This window comes from Roseomonas sp. CCTCC AB2023176 (genome assembly GCF_042259275.1).
In the GTDB taxonomy this organism is placed as follows: Bacteria; Pseudomonadota; Alphaproteobacteria; order Acetobacterales; family Acetobacteraceae; genus Roseomonas.
In genome coordinates this window covers 2652502-2674315 of the sequence record NZ_CP170086.1, presented here as the reverse complement: position 1 = coordinate 2674315, position 21814 = coordinate 2652502, and the positions used below count along the sequence as shown (strand labels likewise).

Genomic DNA, 21814 nt, shown 5'->3' with positions numbered 1-21814 from the left:
GGCATCCGGATCGTCGGGTGCGCCGTCGGGAGGGGGATCAGCCCGGCGAGGATGTCGGCGTCCAGCGCCCCGCCGACGGCGCGTGCCGCCGCGTCCTCGGCCAGGTCGTACCAGTCGGGGCTCGGGTGCCCGCCTTCCGGCAGGATGGCGGCGACGGTCAGGGGGAAGCGTCGCCCCACCGTGTCGTTGCTGGGCAGCAGGACCCCGGCGACGGCGTCCGGGCCGCAGGCGCCGGGGGAGAGGCGGAAGCGGAAGCCTGCCGCGCCCTCCCAGGCCTCGGGCCAGGAATCGCCGAAGGTCCCGGACGCGTGCAGCATGCCGGCGGAGAGCCAGGCGTCCCAGGGTTCCACGAAGCGGCCGGGCAGGACGCGGCGGACGAAGTCGCCATGGGCCGGCATCTTCCCGAAGACGCCGGGGGCGGGGGCGGTGCCGCTCACGGGCCGGCGGCCGGCAGAACGGGGCAGCGGAACTCCGACAGCTCCCGCAGGCTGAACGGGTTCACGCTGCTGCCGGCCTGGAGCTGGAACTCCGCGCCCGGGCCGGATTGCGGAACGGTCAGGCGGAAGCGGTCCGGCCCACCGGCGCCGACGAGGCGGCCGAGCATCGCGAAGCGCATCGCCGCCCAGGGCCCCTCGAAGGACCAGGTGTTGCTCAGCGCCGTCTCCGGGTCGGTCTTCAGGCTGACGGGCGCGCGCGACGGCCAGGTCATCTCGACCGGGCGCGGCGGGTTCGGCGGAAGCGCGACCGCCGTCCCCTCATTGTCCAGCGTCGCCGCGGTGGCGCCGGCGGGAAGGCCGACGAAGGTCAGCCGCCAGCGCAGGCCGAGGCCGACACCCGGCACTCCCGATGGGAAGAAGGCGTCGCGGATCGCCTGGGCGCGCTGGAACTGGAGGATGTCGGCCTGCGACACCGCGGGCTCCAGCCCGTCCGCCGCCACGGGCCGCCAGGGGCGCTGCGTGATGTCCACGTGCGGGCGGATGTGCTGGGCGAAGAGCTGGTCCATCGCCCCGCCTGGCGCGAAGAGCCGCACGAAGTCGTCCAGCGGCATGTCCGGCGCGGAGAGGGTGCGGCGGAAAGGGAAGGAGGTCTCGACGGCGCGGCAGACCGGGGAGTTGCGGGCGGCGCCGCCCCCACCGCCTCCTCCGCCGCCACCGCCACCGCCACCGCCACCGCCACCGCCGCCCCCACCGAAGGCGGCAGTCCCGGCGGCGGCGATCCCGGCACGCGCCCCGCCGGCCCGCGCCTGTTGCGTGGACTGGGCGAGGGCGCGGAGCCAGTTGGCGATCGGTTGCGGCTGCCGTGCTGCTTCGGCCAGGAGTTTCTGGCCGGGGTCGAGGCCCGGCGCCGGCGGCAGCGTCGTGCCGGGCGGCGAGGTCGCGAGGCGCTGCACCTGGACGTAGAGCTCGTTCAGGATGGACAGCACGTTGTCGAGCGGCGCGCCGGAGGCGTCGCGGAAGTCGCGGAACTGCGCCTCCACGACGCGGGCCACGGGCTCGCCCAGGCTCGCGACGTTGATGCCGAGCGCGGTGGCCGACCGGCTGCCGATGCCCACTGCGTTCGTGACGGCCGAGGTCGTCCGGGACGCGACGGCCTGCCCGACCTCCTGCGCCGCCGCGGCCACGCCCGCGTTGCCGGCCGCCGTCAGGTTCTCGGGCGGCGTGCCGGGGGAGAGCTGGCGGGCGATGGCGCGGACCAGGTCCTTCATCGGCGAGTTGGGCGCGCCGAGGAGGTTCAGCTTCTCGGCCGCCTGCTGCAGCCCGGCAGGCGGCGGCAGGACGAGGTCGTTCAGCAGTTCCTGCCAGGCGCGCACGTAGTCCGCGGCGTAGAGGGCGAGGACCTCCGACTCCAAGGAGCGCGGGCTGGAGGCGCGGGCGGCCTCGGGGCCGAGGACCCAGGCCTCCGAGGACGCCTCGAGCACCGCGCGGGGCAGGCCGGGCAGAACGTTGCGGTACAGGCCGTCCACGGTGAAGAGGCCAGGGACGCCGTCCGTCAGCGGACGGCCGGAGGCGCGCGCGAAGTGCCGCACGCCGGCCGCGCCGAGCACGTCGGAGGGCCGCCATGGCGCGGCGTTCGCGGCGAGCGGCCGCAGCCGGGCATAGACCCGAACGGCCATCGGCACGCGGGAGAAGACGCGCCGCGCCTCGTCCACCAGTGCGCCGTCCAGGGGATAGGAGGGCAGGTCTTCCGCCAGCAGGGCTTCGAGGTGACGGGTCAGCGCATCGCGGCCCGGCTGGTTGACCGCGCCGGGATAGGCGACCTGCCAGTCCAGCCCGAACCATTCCTTGATGAGGTCGCGGTCCAGCGGCCCTTTGCGCCCGAGCATGAGATAGACGCGCGTGGCCTCGTAGAGCGCGTCGGGGCGCTGAAGGTTCTCGCGGATCTGCCCCTCGACGCGCGCGAGGAGGCGCGGGAGCAGCACGCGGCCGAGGGCGCGGCGATAGGCGGATTGGGACGCGGCCGTCAGGTCCCCTTCCCGCGACAGTCCGAAGCCCGGGCCGTCGCCGGCCGCCGCGGGCGGGAGGGAGCGGTTGGCTTCGAGGTAGGCGAGGACGCGGGACAGGTCGGGATCGGCCACGCGCTCCAGCGTGCCGGACTGTCCCGCCGAGGCTTCGGCCACCGTGACGGCTTGCGCGAGGCGCTGGGCGCGGGCGCCTTCCTGCTGCTGCGCGTACCAGGCATAGGCACCGCCGCCGCCGATCAGCAGCAGCGCGAGGCCCCAGGCCACGGCCTGCGTGACGAGGCCGCGGCGGCGGACGTTGCCCTCGCGCGCAGCGAGACGCGCCTCGTTGAAGACCACGTCCTTGAGGAGGCGGCCGAGGAAGTAGGACCGGCCCTTCTGCCCCATCACCGCCGCGGGGCGCCGCGGATCGAAGCCGAAGGAGCGGGACAGCGCGCCGGCGAGGCGGTCGAGCGGCGTCCCCTCCTGCGTGCCCGACGTCATGTACACACCGCGCAGCATCGGCGCGGGATCGAGGCGCGAGCCGCCGAAGGCCGCGCGCACGAAGGCCATGAGCGGCCCTTCCAGCGCCGCCATCTGCGCGGGGAAGCCGGAGATGAGGGCGCGCTGCTGCCCTCCGCGTTCCGTCTGCAGGCGTTCGATCACCCGCCCGTTCAGGCGGTCCAGCAACTCGGAGAAGCGCTTGGCGAAGGCAACGGGCGCGCCCTCCTGGCCCGCGGCCTCCTTCGGGTCGAAGGTGAAGCCCCAGACCTGCTCCCGCGCGCCGCGGTCGAGGTCGTCGAAGAACTCGACGAAGCCGGGCATCAGGTCGGCCTTCGTGACGAGGAGGTAGACCGGCAGTTTCACGCCGAGTTTCTCTTCGAGCTCCCGCACACGCCGGCGAACGGCCGCGGCGTGCTGCTCTCGCCCCGCATCGTCCAGGCGGGCCAGCAGGTCCGTGCCGAAGGCGACGAGGATGCCGTTCAGCGGCAGGCGCGGACGCGTGCGGCGCAACAGGTCGAGGAAGGAATCCCACCCCGCCTTGTCCACCGCCTGTTCGGAATCCTGCGTCGTGTAGCGACCGGCCGTGTCGATCAGGACGGCGCGCTCGGACAGCCACCAGTCGCAGGCGCGGGTGCCGCCGACGCCGGCGACGCGGCCCTCGGCCAGCGGGAATTCCAGACCGGAGTTCAGCAGCGCCGTCGTCTTGCCCGTGCCGGGCGGGCCGATGATGACGTACCAAGGCAGGTCGTAGAGGGCGATACCCTTGCCGCTCTTCTTCAGCGCGTTCAGGGCTTCGGTCAGCTTCGTGCGCTGCCCCTCCTCCTCCTCCGCGAGGCGGGAGGCGTGCTCGGTCTTCGGATCGGGCTTCGCGACCTCCTCCACGATCGTCGCGTCGCGCTTGCGGCGGCGGATCGCGATGATCAGGAAGACGAGGAACCAGACGAGGACCGGCACCGCGGCGAGCGCGGCACGGAGGGGCACGGAGTCGAAGGCCTCGCCCAGCAGCGGCGCGAAGAGCCAGATGACGACGGCGAGCGCGATCGCACCGAGCAGCGAGCCCAGCGACGACCAGGAGAGGAAGGTCCGGCTCATCGTGCGCCCTCCCGACGCAGCAGCACTTCGATGCGGCGATTGGCCTCCCGCCCCTCGGGCGTCGCGTTGTTGGCGACGGGTTCGGCGTCGCCGCGGCCATCCGAGCGGAAGCGCGAGGGCTCACCGTTGGCGCGGCGGATGACGTCCATCGCCGCCTCCGCGCGTGCCTGGGACAGCGCGCCGTTGGAGGGGAAGCGCAGGGTGCGGATCGGCACGTTGTCGGAGTGGCCGAGGACGGTGACCGCGCCGGGTTCGTCCTTCAGCCCCTGGCCGATGCGTTCCATGATGTTGACGAAGCGCGGATCGAGCGTCGCGGAGCCCGAGGGGAACATGCCGGTCCCCTTGATGCGGACGAGGATGCGCTGCGCGTCGCTCTCCACGCCCACCAGCCCCTGCGCGATCTCCGGCGCGAGGAAGCGGCGGAGCGAATCCGTGGCGTCGGGCGGCCGCGGCACGTCGGGCGGCGGGGGCGGCGGCGGGGCGGGCGGCACGACGACGGCAACGCGCTGGATCTCCGGCGGCATGCCGGGGGGCAGGGCGGCGATGCGGCGCTCCAGGTCCTCCGCGCGGTTGCCCAGCGCGTCGGAGGCCCAGAACCAGGCGCCGCCGATCGCCAGCAGCGCGACGGGCAGTGCGACCCAGGCGGGGATGCGCGCGCCGGGTGCACGATGCGGCGCGTCCACGCCGCGCCAGTGCGGCGACAGCTCCTTCTCACCGGCACCGCGGAGGTTGAGCAGCAGCTGGTACAGGCTGGTCCGGAACCGCTCGTGCTCCGCGGGGCCGTTCGGCATCAGCCGGAACTTGCCGATGAGGCCGAGCGAGAGGGCGAGGAAGCCGATCTCCAGCGCGCCGCGGAAGCGCCCAGGTTCGCGCTGCATCTGGGTCAGGCGGTCGAAGACGTGTTCGCCGGTTCGGACGTCGCGGTGGAAGGTGGAGCCGAGCGAACCGGCGGCCCAGGCGGAGCGCGCGCCCCAGGCGGTGGAGAGCACGACGTCGTCGAGCGCGGCGCAGAGGACGTAGTGCGCCTCCCGCATCTCCTCGGGGGAGGCGATGCCGGTGGCCTCGCGCTCGAACTCGCGCAGCGCGGTCAGGGTGCGTTCGCGGAGTTCGCCCGGTTCGGGCGCGGCCGTCATCGCGCCGGTGCCGATGCGGGCAAGGATCTCCAGCAGCGGCGCGGCCGCAGCCGCGAGCGGACCGACGCCGATGCGCGGCAGGGCCTCGACGCCGGCGGCCAGGATGGGCGCGGGCGCGGCAGGCCCGCGCGGTGCCTGCAGCGCGTCCGGCGCGAAGGGCTGCGGCGGGAGCGGCGCCGCCCCGGGCCGCGGCGCGGGGCCCCGCATCACCGTGCGATCGGAGTCGCCGGCCTCGTCGAATGGGTTGTCGCTCATGCGCGGATGGCCCACAGCGCGAGTTTGAGGTTCGGAAATTCGCCGGACACGTGGATCGCGAAGCCGCCGGCGGTCTGCATCTGCTGCCAGTGCGGCGAGCCACGATCCAGTTCGAAGTAGACGGCACCGGCATGGAACGGGATCTGCCGGGGCGCGACGGGCAGCGGCCGGACGTCAATGCCGGGCAGCGCAACCATGACGAGTTCGCGGATGCGTTCGACCGCACCGATCTTGACTTGCTGCGGGAAGAAGCGCCGCACCTGCTCGCTCGGCATGTCGGCCATCACGCTGAGGACGAACTGCGAGGCGCGGAGGACGTTGCGGTCCATGATGGGCCCGACGCGTACGCCGTGGCTGCGCTCCTGCAGCGGGATCTCCACCGCGTTGGTGATGAGGTCCACGGAGAAGCTGCGGCGCAGGTCCGCGACGACCGGCGCGAAGGAGCGCTGCAGGTCGTCGTGCCGGTAGCCTGGGTAGGCGGTCGGGCGCTTGTCCGGGGAGGTGAAGGTCGAGAGCTCCCCGGCCAGCTGCACGAAGGTGGCGTAGAGTGGCTCGGGATGGACGTTGCCGGTCTCCGCCCAATGGGCAAGAAGCGGCTGCCACCGGTTGAGGCACTGGAGGAAGAGGAAGTCCGTCACCTCGGCGACGCCGCGCGCGCCGGGCTGCGACAGCCGCGCCGCCAGCGCTTCGGAGCGTTGCGTCATCATGCCGACGAATTCGGGGATGAGGTTGCCAAGGACCGGCGTCGCGGAGACGCGGAGGCAGGACGGGATGTAGCGGTCCTCGACCACCACGCGGCGATCGGCCTGGACCTCGATGACGCGCGCGAGGCCGATGGTCGTGTAGCCGTCGCGCTCCTCGCTCTCGAGCATGAAGCGGAACCGGGGGCGCCCGATCGCCAGTTCGGCGGTGAGCGCCGCGCCGGAATGGGTGTCGAAGGCCTCGAACCCGCGCATGAGGTAGCGGGCGCCGGCGGCGTCGGGGCCTTCGCGCTCCGTCACCTCCTGCGCGCCGGGCTGCCGCACGGGCATGGCGAGGAAGACGACCTGGTTCCGCGTCCCTTCCGGCAGGTCGAGCGGCGCGGGCTGGTCGGCGGTGTGCGGGATGGCGAAGGGCGTGCCGTCCGGCATCACGCCGGCGCAGGCCGTCAGCGCGAACTTGCCGGCGCCCAGCAGGTCGCGGTCGAGCGCGAGCTCCGTCACGCCCCAGGGATGCGCGCGCAGCGGCGAGACGCGCGATTCCAGCCGGCCCTCGTGGTGCCGGTCGGCCTGCTGGAAGTGCTGCGCCTGCAGGAACATTCCTTCCTGCCAGACGACCTTGTCCTGCCAGTGCATCCCCACTCCTCATCGCCGCGCCGCCACGGCCCCCGCCGCGGCGGACGGCGCTATTCGGTACGCGTGTTCGCCTTCGCGGCTTCCTCGTAGGCGCGCGCGAAGGCGCGGCCGAAGGCGCTGTCGAAGTCGTCCTCGAACTGTTCGATGAGCTTGGCGTGGGTCGCCTTGTAGGCGGCCCACAGCGCCTTCTCGCGCCCGCCGAGCAAGCCGCCGCCGCCCGGATTGGCGGCTTCCACCTCCGCCGGCGCGACGCGGTCGAGCAGCGCGCGCGCGGCGGCCTGGGTCGCGGCGAGGGTCGCGACCTGATGGCGCGTCAGGTCCTCGACCGTCTCCTCGACCGCCGAGGCGCCGTTCGGGAGCGTCAGCAGCGCGGCGAGCGATGCCTCGTCGGTCGCGGCGAACTTCACCGGGTTGTTGTCGCGGCGGGAGAGCATGGTCTGCTCGATCCGGAAGGCGCGCTTCACGTCGGCCCGCGCGATAAGGAGCGCGCGCAGGCCGCCGATCGCGGCGCGCAACGCGACGCCGGCCGCGTAGAGGGAAGCATCGGGATCAGTGCCCGGCGGCAGGGGTGCCAGGTTGGCCCCGCGCAGGAAGGCGTCGAGGCCGGCGGCATCCCCGGGACCCGCCGGGACGGCTCGCGCAGGCACGGCGGCGGGCAGGGCCGCGTAGCCCGGCCGCTCGGCGAACGGGTCGCCTTCGGACGGCGAGGCCGCGTCGCGATCCGCAGCGGACATGGGCGGGCCAGAGGGCGGGCCAGAGGGCAGGTCGGAGGGCGGTACAGCAGGGGCGGGGGGCGGGACGGCGGGGGCGCCAAAGCCGGCCGGCGCGAAGGGGTCGGCAACCGGTGCGGCCGCGGGCGGCGGGGCGGCGGGGAAGGGGCCCGCGGCGGGCGGGAAGGGCTCGGCCGCCGGGGCCCCGAAGCCCGCCGGTGCGAACGGGTCGGCCGGGGTTGCGGCCGGCGTCGGGAACGGGGCGGCGGGCGGGGCCATCGGGTCGGGCGCGGCCGACGGCGTCGGCGCGGTGGGCCTCAAGTCGCTGAGCAGCGCGTCCCAGTCGGGCTCCTGCCAGCCGGCCGCGGACGGCGGGGGCGACGGGGCTGCGTTCCAGTCGGCCGGCAGGGCGGCGCCGAAATTCGCGCGCGGCGGCACGAAGGCATCGCTCGTCGCCGGCGCATGGTCCGGCCGGGTTGGCCCGAAGGGATCGTCGAAACCGGGCTGCGGGCCGAGCTTGCGGTCGGCGAAGGGGTCGAAGTCCATCGCCGGCGGAACCATCGACGGCCGGTCGTCCGGGCGGGACGGCATGCCGCGTTCGTCGCCGACGGGGACGAAGCCCTGGACGGGCTGGATCGGCGGGGCGGCCTGGAAGGGATCCGGCTCGCCCGCGAAGGGGTCCCGCAGCGCGTCGTTCGCCCGGGCGTCGGGGCGGAACCCACCGGGCGCGTCGAAGGGCGCCGGGTTCGGCGAAGGGCGGCGATAGCCCGCGCCGGGCGGCGCGGCGCCGTAGCCGCCGCCCGGTGCCGCGGGTGACCCGCCGAAGGGTGACCCTCCCGGCGCCTGGCCGAACGGGGGCGGGCCCAGGCCGCCGCCGGCGGGCAGGGACGACCAGGCCCCCGGCGTCGGGGCACGCGCGTCGCCCTCAACCCGCACCTCGAACTCGTAGCCGCCGAGGCGGAGGCGGTCGCCGTCCTCCAGCGGGGCGGCCTGGTCGCGGCCGACCGGGACGGAGGAGGCATTGACGAAGGTGCCGTTCACCGAGAGGTCGCGGACGCTCCAGAAGCCGTCGCGGAACTCCAGCGTGCAGTGGCGGCGGGACAGCAGCCGGTCGGGGTCCGACAGGACCCAGTCGCAGCCCTCGGCGCGGCCAAGCGTGTAGTCGCCGCCGGGGATGCTGCGGGTGCCCGGCGTGGCCGCGTCGGGGCAGCGGAGGACGGACAGGATCAGCCGCAACGCGATCTCCTCCTCTGCCCGGTGGCGTGTCCGACGGCCCCGTCGCCCCGGCCGGAGCCGATGCGGCGCAAGGGCGTCCGCGCATCACGGATGATGCGCCGCGCCGCGTGCCGCGCCAATCGCGGCGTCACGCCGCGACTGTCGCGTGCGTCGCGCCGGGTCGGGGGTTCCGCGGGCGGGTCACGGCGCGGTCTCGACGACGAGGGGCCGCAGCGCGACGCGCCGGTTGGACCGGCGCGCGCCTTCGACCGCCGCGGTGACCGCACCCGCATAGGCCGCCTGCGTCGGCTCCTCCGGCAGGTCGAGCGGGAAGATCGGCCCTTCCGAGACGATGACGACGAGGAGGTCGGTGCCGAAGGGCTTCGACACCTCCCAGCCCGGGAAGTCGGGCCGCGGGTCGCCGAAGCGGACCCGCGCGCCGCGCGGATGGACGGCCGCGCGCTCCATCACGTGGACGCTCCCGTCCCCGCCGAGGAAGGCGATGTGGAGGTGCGTCGCCCAGTCGGGCATCTCGATGTTCATGCGAATGAACTGGCCGCCACGCAGCGGCGACGGGCCATCCAGGGCAATCCGCGGCGGCGCCCCTGGCTCCGCCAGGGCGGTGCGGAATACGGGGAAGACGCTGCAATAGGGTCCCTCGAATGCCTCGAGGTCGAGGCGCGCGCTCCCCGAGGGCAGGTTCCGTTCGGCCAAGGCCGCGCGGAGACGCGGCAGTTCGGAGCGCGGAATGACGCCCTGGATCTCAATGCCCGACGGGCCGTTTCGCGTGGCGAGGAGGCCGCACGGCGCCGCGGCGGTCGCGGCGGCGAGGGCACCCCGCATGGCTTCCGCCTGGCGAGCGGCAGCCTGTTCCGCCGCTGCCCGTTCGGCCGCGGCCCGCTCGGCGGCCGCGCGTTGGGCGGCAGCATCCGCGGCAGCGCGTTCTGCGGCGGCCCGTTCTGCGGCGGCCCGTTCGGCAGCGGCCCGTTCGGCAGCGGCCCGTTCGGCGGCCGCGCGTTGGGCGGCAGCATCCGCGGCAGCGCGTTCTGCGGCGGCCCGTTCGGCGGCGGCCCGTTCGGCGGCGGCCCGTTCGGCGGCGGCCCGTTCGGCGGCGGCGCGCTGAGTGGCCGCGGCATCGGCGGCCGCCCGTTCCGCGGCGGCGCGCTCCGCCGCGGCCCGCTGGGCAGCTGCGTCCCCGGTCATTCGCTCGTTCGCGGCGCGCTGGGCTGCGTCGCGCTGGGCGGCGTTGTCCGTTGCCTCGCGCTCCGCGGCGATCCGTTCGTTGGCGGCGCGCTCCGCCGCGGCCCGCTGGGCGGCGTCCGCGGCCGCCCGTTCAGCGGCAGCGCGATCCTCCGCCGAGCGGTCCAGCGGTTGGAGATCGAGGGTCGTGGTTGTCGTTGGCGTCGGGGGCTGCGTCGCGGGCCAAAGGAGAAAGGCGCCGACGATGCCCGCGATCGCCAGCCCGCCGCCCCCGGCGATGGGCAACAGCCAGCCAGGCCGCCCGGGCCGGGCGGGTTCCGGGCGCGGCGGCGTCGGCGCCGTATCGCCCCTGGGCACGATCGGCGGCGGGCCGCTGACGACCGTCGCGTCGTCCGGGTCCACGCGCAGGTCCATGGGCAGGTCCACCGGCATGGGCGCGGGCGCGGGTCCCGCGGCCACCGGCAGTTCCATGGAGGCGACGATCGCGGCGGCGAAGGACTTGGCGTCGGCCCAGCGCTCGTCGGGGCGCTTGGCGAGGGCGCGCAGGACCACGGCGTCGAGCGCCCTTGGGGTCTGGGAGGAGAGGGCCGAGGGCGGCGGGGGCTCGGTGTTGAGCACCTTGTGCATCACCGCGGACAGGCCGCCCGAGAAGGGCTTCTCCCCCGTCAGCAGCTGGTAGAGCATCACGCCGGTCGCCCAGATGTCGGCGCGCGCGTCCACCGGTTCGCCCCGGAACTGCTCGGGCGCCATGTAGGACGGCGTGCCCATGAGGGTGCCGGCCTGGGTCATGGCCGAATTTTCGATGCGGGCGATGCCGAAGTCGGCGAGCTTGGCCCGCCCTTCCTCGGACAGCATCACGTTCGCGGGCTTGATGTCGCGATGCACGATGCCCCGCGCGTGGGCGTAGGACAGCGCGTCCAGCACCTCGCCCGTCAGTCGCACCACCTCCCGCAGCGGGATGCGTTCGTCGCGGTCGAGGATGTTCTTGAGCGAGCCGCCGGTGACCATCTCCATGACGATCCAGGCGATGCGCGCGTCCTCGCCGTAGTCGTACACGCCGACGATGTGCGGGTGCGACAGCCGCCCCGCCGCCTGCGCCTCCCGCTTGAAGCGGGCCGCCGCCTCCTGCCCTTCCGCATCGTCCGCCGGCGGCTTGCGCACGATCTTGATCGCGACCCGGCGCTCGATCGCCCGGTCGAAGCCGTCGAGGACGACGCCCATCGCGCCCTGCCCGAGCGTTCCCCTCACCTCGTACTTCGCGCCGCCCGACCAGTCGGTCATCTCGGGCGGGATCTGGCCGCTCATGCCTGGGTCAATCCGCCTGTCGCGGCCATGCTACCGTGCGGCGCGGCGGACGCACCACCCGGCACGGCGCGGCATTGCGTCGCGACCGTCATGCCGGCGCGAAGAGCGAGGCGGGGTCGCCGGAGAGGCGGACCTGGCCGTGGTGCTCCAGCAGGATCGCGGGGTCGCACCAGACCTCCCCGCCCAGGGCGCGCCAGCGGGCGCAGAAGAGGTAGTCCTCACTGAGGTAGCGCCCCTCGCCCGCGGCGGCGCCGGGCTCGATGCCCGCCTCGAAGAAGGCGTGGGCGTGGCCGCCCTCCGCGCCGCCCGCCGTGCGGTAGCGGATTTCCGGAAGAGCCTCGGCGAGGCGTTCCAGCACGGAGCGGTGGAGGAGGAGGAAGCCGGTGCCGAGCGCCGCCACCTCCACCGCACCGGTACGGGGGTCGCGGCGGGCGGGCTCGGGGCGGCCGCCCTGCCCGGTGGGGAAGGCGGCGACCCACTCCTCCCGCGCCTCGGTCTTCGCGCGGTAGAGGCCGCCGGCCACGGGGCGCGCATGCCCGAGCAGGCGCAGCACGGCGTCCGCGCCGAAGCCGATATCGGCGTCCACGAAGAGCAGGTGTGAGGCGGAGGAGGCGAGGAAGGCCGCCGCCAGGGCGTTGCGGGCGCGGGGGACGAGGCTCTCGTTCGTCGTCGTGGCCACCGCGACGGGCAGGCCGAGCGAGAGCGCGGCGCGCTGGGTGTCGAGCAGGCCGCGCAGCGTCGCGGCGGTCACCATCCCGCCGTAGCATGGGACGGCGACGAGCAGCCCGGTACACTCGACGGCGGAGCGGAAAGTGGGTGCGGAGGCCGCGATCCAGGGCGGTGCAGGGCGGTGTTCGAGGTGCAGGGCCGTCGCGCGGCCGTCGGGCGCTTCGCTCAAGGGCGGACCACGACGCTCATCCCGCGGTCGCGCCCCCGTCGCCGTACGGGTCGGGGCGGAGGGTCCCGGCCCGATGAGGGCGAAGGGCGCCCAGAGGGCTGGGTGGCCTGCGCCGGGGACGCGGAGGAGGTCGAGTTGCGCGCGGCGCAGGGCTTCGGCCGGCGGGTCGCCGGCGCGGGTGTTGCGGAGCGTGAAGGCGGCGACGCGTGCCGCTGCGACGTCGTTGACGTACCAGTGGGTGACGAGCAGCCCGCGCGCGCCGCCGAAGAAGAAGGCGCGGGCGAGGGTGGAGAGGCTCTCCCCCGCCGCGACGCCGCCGCCGGAATTGCAGGCGGAGAGGACGACGAGGTCGGCGTCGAGGTCGAGGTCGAGGATCGTGCCGGCGGTGACGAGGGCGCCGCTCGCGTCGGGCAGCGGCGTCGCGATGATCGCGGGCTCGGTGAGGCAGGTCAGGTCGCTCGGCAGCACGCCGTGCGTCGCGAAGTGCAGGACGCGGTAGTCGGACAGGCGGGTGTTGCGCACCGAACTGGCCGTGAATGCGGGGCCGAGGCGGAGGTCGGCAGTGGTGGCGCCGGTGACCTCCCGCGCCGCCGCCAGCTCGATCGCGGAGGCGGGGAGCGGCGCGAGGGAGGAGAGCGCCTGGCCGCAGGCGGGCTGTGCCGGGAAGGCGCGGGCGGCGACGGCCTGCGGCACGGGCCGCGGGTCCCCGAAGCCGAACCAGGGCCGCGCGGCGCGGGACGGCCCGGCGCGGCGGATGGCGACGAGGGAGGAAGCTGCGGGCACGTGCGCGACGGGCAGGCGCGCGAGGAGGAAGGAGGCGCCCTCATGCCCCGTCGGGCGGGACGGCGCCTCGGTGACGAGCACGCCGTAGGGGATGGAGAGGAGCGGGCCCTCCGGCACGGCGACGAGGGCCCGGGCGCGCGACAGGGGCTCGGCAACGCCGGAGAAGATCGCGGCGTGGACTGCGTAGGCCGCGGCGGCGTCGAAGGGCTTGTCGGCGGCGCCGGACTCGACGCTCGCGCGCAGGCGGGCGACGGCGGCGGCGACGGCCGGCGTGTCGGCGCCGACGCGGCCCGCGTGGATCTGCCCGTCGAGCAGCAGGAAGGTCCAGCCGCGGCGGTCGGGCGGCAGGGTCGTCAGCACCATCGCCTCGCCCGGGGCGAGGGCGGCCATGACGTCGCGCGCGGGGGAGACGGAGGCGACGAGCTGCGCGTAGCCCGGGGCAGCGGATTGCGCGGCGGCATCGGCCTCGGCGGCGGCGGTCTCGGCCTCGGCAATGCGGGCGTTCAGCGCGTCGAGGGGGCGGCCGTCGGCGGCGGCCTCGTCGCGCTCGCGGTAGCGGGCGGAGAGGTCGCGGTCCGCGGCCTCGCGCCGGCGCAGGGCCTCGGCGACGGCGGGGTCGCGCGCGCCGGCGGCGAGGCGCGCGGCGGCGCGGGCGATCTGCACGGCCGTGACGTTGCCCTGCGCCAGTTGCGCGGCCCCGAAGGCGTCGGCCAGGCCCTCCGGCGTGCCGGCGGCGGCGAATGCGTCCACGCAGGGCGCGATGCGGGCGGGCGAGGTGCCCTCCCGCAGGTTCGTCAGGATCGCGACGGCGTCGCGGCAGGGCCCGGCGGCGGCGGCGGGCGATAGGGAGGCGGCGCGCAGCAGCAGCGTGTCGGCGAGCGGGCGGGAGCGCGGGACGCCGCGGGCGAAGCGGTCGGCCGCCGTCGCGTAGGCCCGGTCGGCGGCCGCGAGGTTGCCGCCGCCCCCGGCGGCGATGGACCCGCCGGTGCGGGACACGCGGGCGAGGATGATGTCGGCGTCCGACCCGGCGGCGGAGCGGGCGAGGCGGGCGGCCTCGGCGGAAGCGGCCTCGGCCTCCGCGGCCCGGCCGGCGGCGCGGAGGATGGCGGCGCTGTTCCGCCGTGTCTCGATCAGGCCGATGAGGGCGCGGCTGGCGATGGGATCGGTGACAACGGCCGGCGCGCCGGGCGTGGGCGGCGGGGCGTAGCGGGCATAGGCGCCGCCGGCCTGGGACAGCAGCGCAAGGGCCGGGTCGGCGCGGCCGCGATTGGCCTCGTGCAGGCCGCGGTAGTGGGCGATGGCGGCCGTGGCGAGCGGGTCGGCGGCGCGGGGGGCGAGGGCGGCGGCGCGGGCGAACAGGACCTCGGCCTCGGGGTAGCGGCCCTGGTTCGAGAGCTGGAGGGCGAGCAGCGCCATGGGCTGGAAGGTGTCCGGCGCGTTGCCGCCCAGCGCCCGCTCCTGCAGCGTCAGCGCGGCGCGGTAGGCGGTCTCGGCGGCGACGAAGCGCTCGGCCTGGTTCGCGTCGCGGCCCGCCTGCATCAGGCCCTCGTAGCGGCCGATGTCGCCGGAGGTGACGGCCTCGCGCGCCATGCGGCGGATCATCGCGTCCAGCGCGGCGGAGGGGAGCGGGGCGGCGTCGGGGCGGATGCTGCCGCCGAGGACGCCGATAGACTGCTCGGCCGCGGCATAGGCGGGCAGCACGCCCTCGGCGAGCCAGGTGCGGTTGCCGGAGCGGACGGTGAGCGCGAAGGCGGGCCAGCCGCCGGCGCGGCGGCGGCAATCCATCAGCGCGGCGGGCTGGCCGCCGAGGGCCGTCGTCGGGCGCGGCGCGGCGCAGTCGAGGCGCGCGGCGAGGCCGGCGCGCGCGGCCTCGGCAGCCTCGAGCGGTGCCGCGGCCTCCGTGGCGCGGATGCGGGCGGAGGGGGAGGACCATTCGCCGCAGAGGACGTCGCCACCGGCGCCGGAGCGGGCGAGGCGGCACTCCTCACCCGCGGCGGTGCGGCCGATGGCGACGGACGTCGCGGTGCCGCCGCCGGAAACGTAGGCCGATTCCGGCGGGGCCGTGCAGGCCGCGAGGGCGAGGAGGCCGATCGTGAGAAGGCTGGTCGTGAGGGGGCGCGTCGTGAGGAAGGCGGCGCGCATGGTCAGTAATCCTCGCCGCGGATGTTGGGGGGTGCGAGTTCCTCCTGCTCCGAGCGGTCGCGGAAGAGGCGGACGCCGACCTCCGGTATCGTCGGGCGCAGGCGGTCGAGCGGCGGCGGGTTCGCGGCGGGGTCGGAGGCGAAGGGCACGTCGAAGGGACCGTCGGCAACCGTCGTGAGCCCCGCGAGGTCGGTGGCGGAGGGCGGCACCACCGGTTGCGGGGCCGGTCCGGGCGCCACGACGACGGGCGGCACCACGGGGTCCGGCAGGACGACCAAGGGCGGTGGACTGGGGGGTGGAGGACTGGGGGGCGTGACCACCACGGGACGGCAGACGGCGACCCCGATCGGGCAGTCGTTGAAGAGGAAGGCGGTCTGATTCGGGAGGGGCTCGGCGAGGATCGTGCCGCCGGCGGCGCCCCGTTGCCCGAGGGCGGCCGCGGGCTCGCCGGGGACGCCGGCGATGGACCCGAACAGGTTGACGCCGGAGCCGCCGAAGACGCGCAGCCCCGCCGCGGAGAGGGTGCCGGAGGCGGTGCCCGCGGCGCCGAGCCGGAGGTCCACGGGCGTCGTCGCCGCGTCGAGGCCCGTGAAGGTGACGGTCGGCGCGGTGATCGTGAGCCCCGTGCCGACCGCGCGCCCGCCGAGGGTCGCAAGGCCCGTCGCGTCCAGCCGGATGGCGCCGGCGGCCTGGATCAGGCCGTTGATCGTCACCGCGTTGCCCCCGAGGACGAGGGCGCCGGTGCGCGCGATGGCGGAGTTGCCGTTGACCGTCGTCGTGCCGGTGGAGACGAGCGACGTTGTCGTCCCGCTGACCGTGCCGTCCACCGTCAGGTCGCCGGTCTGCGCGATGCCGAGTCCGCCGGCGGCATTGACGAGGTTGCCGGCCGGGACGGTGAGGGTCGGCGCGGTGTTCACGAAGTCCAGGCTGCCGCCGAAGGAGGAGGCGGCGAGGCGGGACACCTCGTTCGCACCTGTCAGGATCGCGCCGTTCCCGGTGGCGAGGGACAGGGTGCCGGCGAGGATCCGGCCGGCGCCGGACTCCTGCAGCAGGCCGCCGGTGGTCAGTGACACGGTCGGTGCCTCGAGCGTACCGAGGATGGTCTGCCCGCCGGAGGTGCGCAGCGTGATGCTGCCGCCGGCGGCAATGTCCGCGACTTGCGCAAGCGCGTTGCCCGCATTCGCGAGCGTGAAGGCGCCGCCCGCAACACCGCTGAGCGTGCCGGACGAGAGCGTCGCGGCAGCCGCCTGCGTGACGTTCCCCGTTGTCCGGAGGTCGAGGGCGCTGGCGATGGTGGTGGGTGCCGCGATCCGGACGTCCGTCGCGGTCGTCCCGAGCGTACCGCCGAAGCCCGTCGCACCGATGCGGAGCAGGACGGCCGCGGTCGTGTTCGCGAGTAGGATGGGTGGAAGCACGACCTCCCCCGGATTGCCCGTGACCACGTTCACCGCCACCGCCCGCGCCGAGGCGGGCGCGAACTCGACGACCCTGCCCCGGTAGGTGCCGGGATCGTCGAAGGTGGGATTCGCGACGATGAAGGAACCAGCCTCAAGCGAGAGGGTGCCGGTTCCGGCGTTCACGTCGGTAATGAAGTTCCGGATAGAGCCGGTGGTGCGGAGGCCGATGCCGTTCGCGGTAAAGGACGGCCTGTCCTCGGCGCCGGAGCTACCGAATTGGATGTTGGTGACGCCGTTGTCGAGGATGAAGCGGCCGGCGACGCGGCCGCCCGGGAGGACGGCGATGGAATTCGGCGTTCCGGCCGCCGCGCCGTTGAGCAGGGCAGAGCCGCCTGAGATGACCGTGAACTCGTTCGCGACGATCTGGCCGCCGGTCTGGACGATACCGTCGGTTCCCGCGGCGAGAGTGACGAAATTGGCGTCACCCGGCGGGAGCCGCCCGACGCGTCCGGCGAGGACGATGCCGCCCGTCAGGGTCGGATCCCCGAGGGCTGAGGTGGAGCCCGAGCTCAGGGATACGAAGCCGGACCCGAAGTCCGACGTGGATTCGACGATGCCACCGGCCTCCACACGCAGCGTGCCCGATGCGCGGGCGTCGACCCCGCCGAGGGCGCGTAACGTCCCCCGGATCGAGAGGTCGCCGCCGTCCACGACGAGGCTGGCGGATGCGTTGTTGACCGCGACGGTTCCGACCACGTTGAGCGAGGTCACGTTCCGCAGCGAGAAGGGGCTCTCGACCGAGATGTCGCCGAGGTTGGCGATGCGGTTGTCGCCTTCCAACGTGAGGCCGTTGAAGCGGACCTCCGCGTTCAGCGTGTCCGCCGTGACGACGGATCCAGCGGTCTGGACGATACTGCCGGTGGCCCGCAGGGTGAGCGACAGGGCGCGGCCGACGGTGACGCCGTCGAGCGTGAGATCGGAGGCGCTGTTCCCGGTGCCGACGAAGGACAGGTTGCCGCCGACATTCGCCGTGATCACGTCGACGAGGTTGCCGTCGGTGAAGCTCGGCGGAGCGACGGCGAGGGAGACGTCGCCGGGCGTCGTGAGTTCGAGGCGCCCGGCGAAAATGCGGCCGCCGGTCTGGGTGATCCCGCCGGCGCCGGCGGTGAGGGCCATGGCCTCGGGCGCGGAGCCGAAGGCGATCCGGGAGATGACGTCCCCGCCCAGCGTCATCGTGCCGCCCGCCGAGAGCGTGACACCCTCGCCCCGGATGTTCGAGAGCTCCTCCGCGGTGAAATTGCCCGTCGCCGTGGCCGTGACCGCTCCGCTCCCCGCAGTGAGGCTGGCGCGGTTGCCGATGGTGAGATCCCCCACGACGTCGAGGGTGACGAAGCTGCTCGTGCTGTCGACGGAGCCCGAGACGGTGAGGGAGCGGAGATTGCGGAAGGAGATGCCGAAGAACGCGTCGAGGGTCTCGATCGTCCCGACGGAGTTGTCGCCGAGGGCGTTCACCGTGCTGGCAGTGCCGGTCTGGGCGAGCGTTCCCGCGGTGATGCCGGCCCCGTTCGTCTGGGTCAGGTTGCCGCCGAGGGTGACCCGGTTGGCATCTGGAACCCCGATAGGCCGGCTCATGCTCACGGAGCCGTTGAAGGCGAGGTCACCGCCGGAGAGGAGGACCGGTGCGCCGACATTCGTCGTCGAGAAGGTGGCAAAGGTCAGGTTGCCCGAGGCCTTCGAGACCGTGCCGCCCGACAGCGTGATGCCGGAGGTGGCCGTGAGGGCCGTGACGCCCGGCGCCACGACGACCCCCGTCCCGGAGGTGAGGTTGAGGACCGAGCCGGATCCCTGTGCGGAAAGGGTGGCGTTCAGGCGGATCTGCCCACCCGCATCCAGCGTGACGGAGCCGGACCCGTTCGTGATGGAGGCATCCACCTGGATTGCGTTCCCCGCGACGAGCGTGAAGGCGCCGGGGAAGGACGGGTTGGCGGGCCTGTTGATCGCCGCGGAGACGGTGATGTCGTTCGTCGCCTCCAGCCGCAGGTCGCCGGTGAAGCCGTTGACGAAGTTGGCACCGATCTGGGCGTTGGTCGGGGGATCGGCGGCGGCGAGGAGGCCGTCGCCGCCGACGGTGCCGTCATCCGTCCCGTTGCCCGCGACGATGGTGATGTTGGTGGGGTCCAGCAGGAAGGTGCCGTTCTGCCCCCCGAGTCCGGCCCGCACGTTCACCGTGCCGCCGATGATGCGGTAGCCCGCCTGCCCCGAGACCTCGACGAAGCCGCCGTCGCCGCCCGCGGGTCCGCCGGCGGCGGAGATCGCGCCGGCATGGGCGGTGTATTCGGTGGAGTTCACGAGGACGGTGCCGCCGCGGCCCGCGTCCGTCGCATCCGCGCGCACCGTCGCGCCCGCGGCGACGCCGGTCCGGCGCGACATCTGCGCCGCGGCGCTGCCGCGACCGTCGGTGCCGAGCGCCACGCGGCCGCCGCCGGCGCGGCCCGAGGCGTCCACCCGGGCGGCGCCCGCGACGAGGGTGTTCCCCGATCCGATCGCCTGGATCGAGCCGCCCGTCGTGCCCCCGGCGAGGCCGCGCGCCGTCACCTCGCCCTCGATCCGGACGGAGCCGCCGTTGCCCGCGACGACCACGCGGCCGGTGCGGCCGGTCGAGGCGTCGGTATCCGCGTTGATGCGGCCGCCGGCACGGACGAGGTCCTGCACGATTCCGTCCACGGCGGCGGCGGTCAGTTGCACGGTGCCGCCGGTCGCGGTGATCGTGCCGTCGTTGCTGACGAGCGCGCCGCCATTGGCGGGACGCTGCCGCACCGGGGAGGTCAGTTCCAGCGCGAGCATCCCGTCGCCGTGCAGGTCCACGACGCTCGTCTCGGCGCCGCCGAGGGCGACGCGGCCCATGCGCGCGGTGATCGTGCCGCGATTGGCGACCTGCGGCGCGACGAGGGCGGCGAGGCCGGTGTCGCGGACGGTGATGCCGCCGTTGTTCTCGATGCGCGCGTCGGGACGGCCGGGTTGGTCGAGCACCAGGCGGCCGCCACGCATGAAGGCCTGATTCGTCGTGTTCGCGGTGGAGACGACGAGCGTGCCGACATCTACCTGCGCGCCCTGATGGAAGACGACCCCCGATTGGTTGACGATCGCGACGCCGCCATTCGCCTGGATGCGCCCCGCGATCTGCGACGGGTCGGGGCCGGTGACGCGGTTCAGCGTCATCGACGTCGCGGCGGGCTGCTGGAACTGGACGGTGTGGTCGCGCCCGATGTCGAAGGAACGCCAGTCCAGGACCGCGCGGTCGGTCGTCTGCGTGACCTGCGTGCGTGCGGCATTGGACTGGTTGATCGTGGCGGTGCCCGCGACGACCTGGCCGCCCTGCGGTCGCGCGTTGGGTGCGGGCTGCGCGACGGCAAGGCCCGGGAAGGCGAGCGCGGTGCCGGCGAGGAGGGCGGCGCGGAGGGTGGTGATGCCGGTCATCGTCCGATGCCCCTCAGAACCGCGCCAGCACGCGCCAGAACACGGCATTCGCGTCCTGCGCCGGCACGTTGGCGCCGCCCGGGCGGCGTGTCACGCGGTGTACGCCCTCGACCAGCGCCTCGAAGCGGTCGTTGATCGTGGTGCGCAGGCCGAGGCCGTAGGATTGCAGGCGGCGGTCGGGATCGCTGGAGAGGTTCTCCCACGTCCGGCCGGCGTCGTAGAAGGCGTAGAGCGTTGGCTCCAGCCGCAGCGGCACGCCGAGGGCTGCGGTCTCGAAGCGCTGGGAGAGTTGCAGCTCGAGCGAGCCGGCCAGCGCACGGTCGCCCGTGACCTCGCCGACGTAGAAGCCGCGGCCCAGGCGGTTACCGCCGAGGTAGAACTTCTCGGCCAGCGGCAGGACGTCGTTCGTCCACTGCCCCGCGATCGTGCCCTGCAACGACAGCAGCGCGCCATCCCAGGGGGAGAAGAGCGCCTGGGTGCGCGTGGCTTCGGCCGCGATCTTCGTGAAGGCGGTGTCGGCACCCGCGCGGCCCGGTGTCGCGCCGTTCGCGTCGGCACCGAAGGCGTCGAGTCCCTGGGAGAGGCGCACCGTGACAAGGTTGCTCGCCGGACGGTCCTCGCCCAGCAGCAGGTCGTAGGTCGTCCATTCCGCGCCGAGGCGGACGACGCGGAGGGAATCGCGGGAGAAGCGCTGGGACCGGCCGGCCGCGTCGTCCAGGCGGATCTCCGTTTCCAGCACGTCGAAGGCGCCGGAGAGGTTCAGCGTCCCCTGGCGGCGGCGGATGAGGGGGTAGGAAACGGAGAGGCCGGCGGTCGTCGTGTCGCCCTCGTAGCCCAGGCGCTCGAGGACGCCCGAGGGCTCGGCCCGTCCGCGTCCCGCGTAGAGGCGGACGCGCAGGCCGTCGCCGCCGACGAAGAACTCCGTGCTGGCCTGGCCGAAGAGCTGGGTCGCGTCGCGGGCGATGAAGAAGGCGAGTTCCGTGCGCTCGCCGAGTTCGGTGAAGGAGTTGAACTGCACGGCCGCGAGGCCCTGCTCCGGCCCGGCGTAGCGGGGGCCGCGGTTGTCGGCGGTGACGTAGCCGCTGATGGCGGCGCGCGAGACCTGCGCGACGAGGGTCAAGGCGCCCGGCGCGGTGCCGGTCGGGCGCAGGACGCCGCGCACCGTCACGCCGGGAACGTCGCCGGCGAGGAGCAATTGCCGCTCGAGGGAGGCGACGTCGAGCGGGCGGCCGTTCACGAGGCGGTTGAGGAAACGCAGGACCTGGGTCCCGGCGGGACCGATGTCGCCGTCCAGCCGCACCTCGGTCACGGTGCCCTCGGCGACCCGCAGGCGCAGCGTGCCGTCGGCGCCGACGACGGCGTCGGCGGTGACGAAGGCATAACCGGCGCCGCGGTAGAGGGAGACGATCGCGGCGCGCGCGTTCTCGATCGCCTGCACCGGGACGGCCGGGCCGGTGAGGGGGCCGGCCTCGGCGCGGATGCGGTCCTCGGCGAAGGCGGTCGCGCCCTCGATCGCCACGGCGCGGATCGGGACGGCGCCCGCGACGCCCTGCGCCGGCGCCGCAGCCGGCGGCGTCGCGAGGCCAGGGCCGACGGCGGGCAGGGTCGCCGGGGCCAGTTGCGGGATGGGCGTGCCGCCCGGCGGTATCAGCCCACTCGGCGGCGCGGGCTGCGCGAGGGCGGGGTCCGCGAGGAGGGCGAGGGCGCAGGCCAGGGTGGCCGCCTGGCGGCGCCGCCGATCCCCGAAACGTGTGATACCCATATTCCCCCACCCCGGTGCGCGCGGCGACGCGTTCCGTCGGAGGGAGCGTAGCGGTGCTTTGAAATCCTTGTGAAGGGCGTCGTGCCATCAGCGCGACGGACACGACGCCGGCGGCTCACCTCACGGGATTGCGATCAGAACTTCAACACATCCGGGCCCGGTCGTTTCAA

At 74.7% G+C, this 21814-nt stretch carries 8 protein-coding genes and 1 pseudogene; all 9 read right to left on the bottom strand.

Annotated elements, in window-relative coordinates:
* Positions 1-74 precede the first annotated feature (74 nt).
* Positions 75-437, bottom strand: a pseudogene (gene tagF / locus ACE7GA_RS13315) (type VI secretion system-associated protein TagF); the annotation flags it as partial.
* The gene (gene tssM, locus ACE7GA_RS13310) at positions 434-4033 is read right to left on the bottom strand and encodes a type VI secretion system membrane subunit TssM (protein ID WP_376087160.1); all 3600 of its coding nucleotides are present in this window, start codon (positions 4031-4033) and stop codon (positions 434-436) included. The pseudogene tagF and the gene tssM, both read right to left, overlap by 4 nt.
* On the bottom strand, positions 4030-5421 hold the full coding sequence (gene tssL / locus ACE7GA_RS13305) for a type VI secretion system protein TssL, long form (RefSeq protein WP_376087158.1): 1392 nt from the start codon (positions 5419-5421) through the stop codon (positions 4030-4032). The genes tssM and tssL overlap by 4 nt, the downstream gene beginning before the upstream one ends.
* Positions 5418-6755: a type VI secretion system baseplate subunit TssK gene (tssK, locus tag ACE7GA_RS13300; protein ID WP_376087156.1), complete on the bottom strand. Its 1338-nt coding sequence runs from the start codon at positions 6753-6755 to the stop codon at positions 5418-5420. The genes tssL and tssK overlap by 4 nt, the downstream gene beginning before the upstream one ends.
* Before the next feature lie 50 nt (positions 6756-6805).
* Positions 6806-8701, bottom strand: a complete 1896-nt coding sequence (gene tagH / locus ACE7GA_RS13295) for a type VI secretion system-associated FHA domain protein TagH (protein ID WP_376087154.1) — start codon at positions 8699-8701, stop codon at positions 6806-6808.
* 180 nt (positions 8702-8881) lie between these two features.
* Entirely contained in the window at positions 8882-11185 is a 2304-nt protein-coding gene (locus ACE7GA_RS13290) for a serine/threonine-protein kinase (protein WP_376087152.1), read from the bottom strand.
* Positions 11186-11273: 88 nt separating this feature from the next.
* Positions 11274-15008 carry a CHAT domain-containing protein gene (locus ACE7GA_RS13285; protein WP_376087150.1) on the bottom strand — a complete coding sequence of 1245 codons (3735 nt, stop codon included), beginning with the start codon at positions 15006-15008 and terminating at the stop codon, positions 11274-11276.
* 2 nt (positions 15009-15010) lie between these two features.
* The gene (locus ACE7GA_RS13280) at positions 15011-19882 is read right to left on the bottom strand and encodes a beta strand repeat-containing protein (RefSeq protein ID WP_376087148.1); all 4872 of its coding nucleotides are present in this window, start codon (positions 19880-19882) and stop codon (positions 15011-15013) included.
* A 13-nt stretch (positions 19883-19895) separates the two neighbouring features.
* Positions 19896-21644 carry a ShlB/FhaC/HecB family hemolysin secretion/activation protein gene (locus ACE7GA_RS13275; protein ID WP_376087146.1) on the bottom strand — a complete coding sequence of 583 codons (1749 nt, stop codon included), beginning with the start codon at positions 21642-21644 and terminating at the stop codon, positions 19896-19898.
* Between the last annotated feature and the right edge of the window lie 170 nt (positions 21645-21814).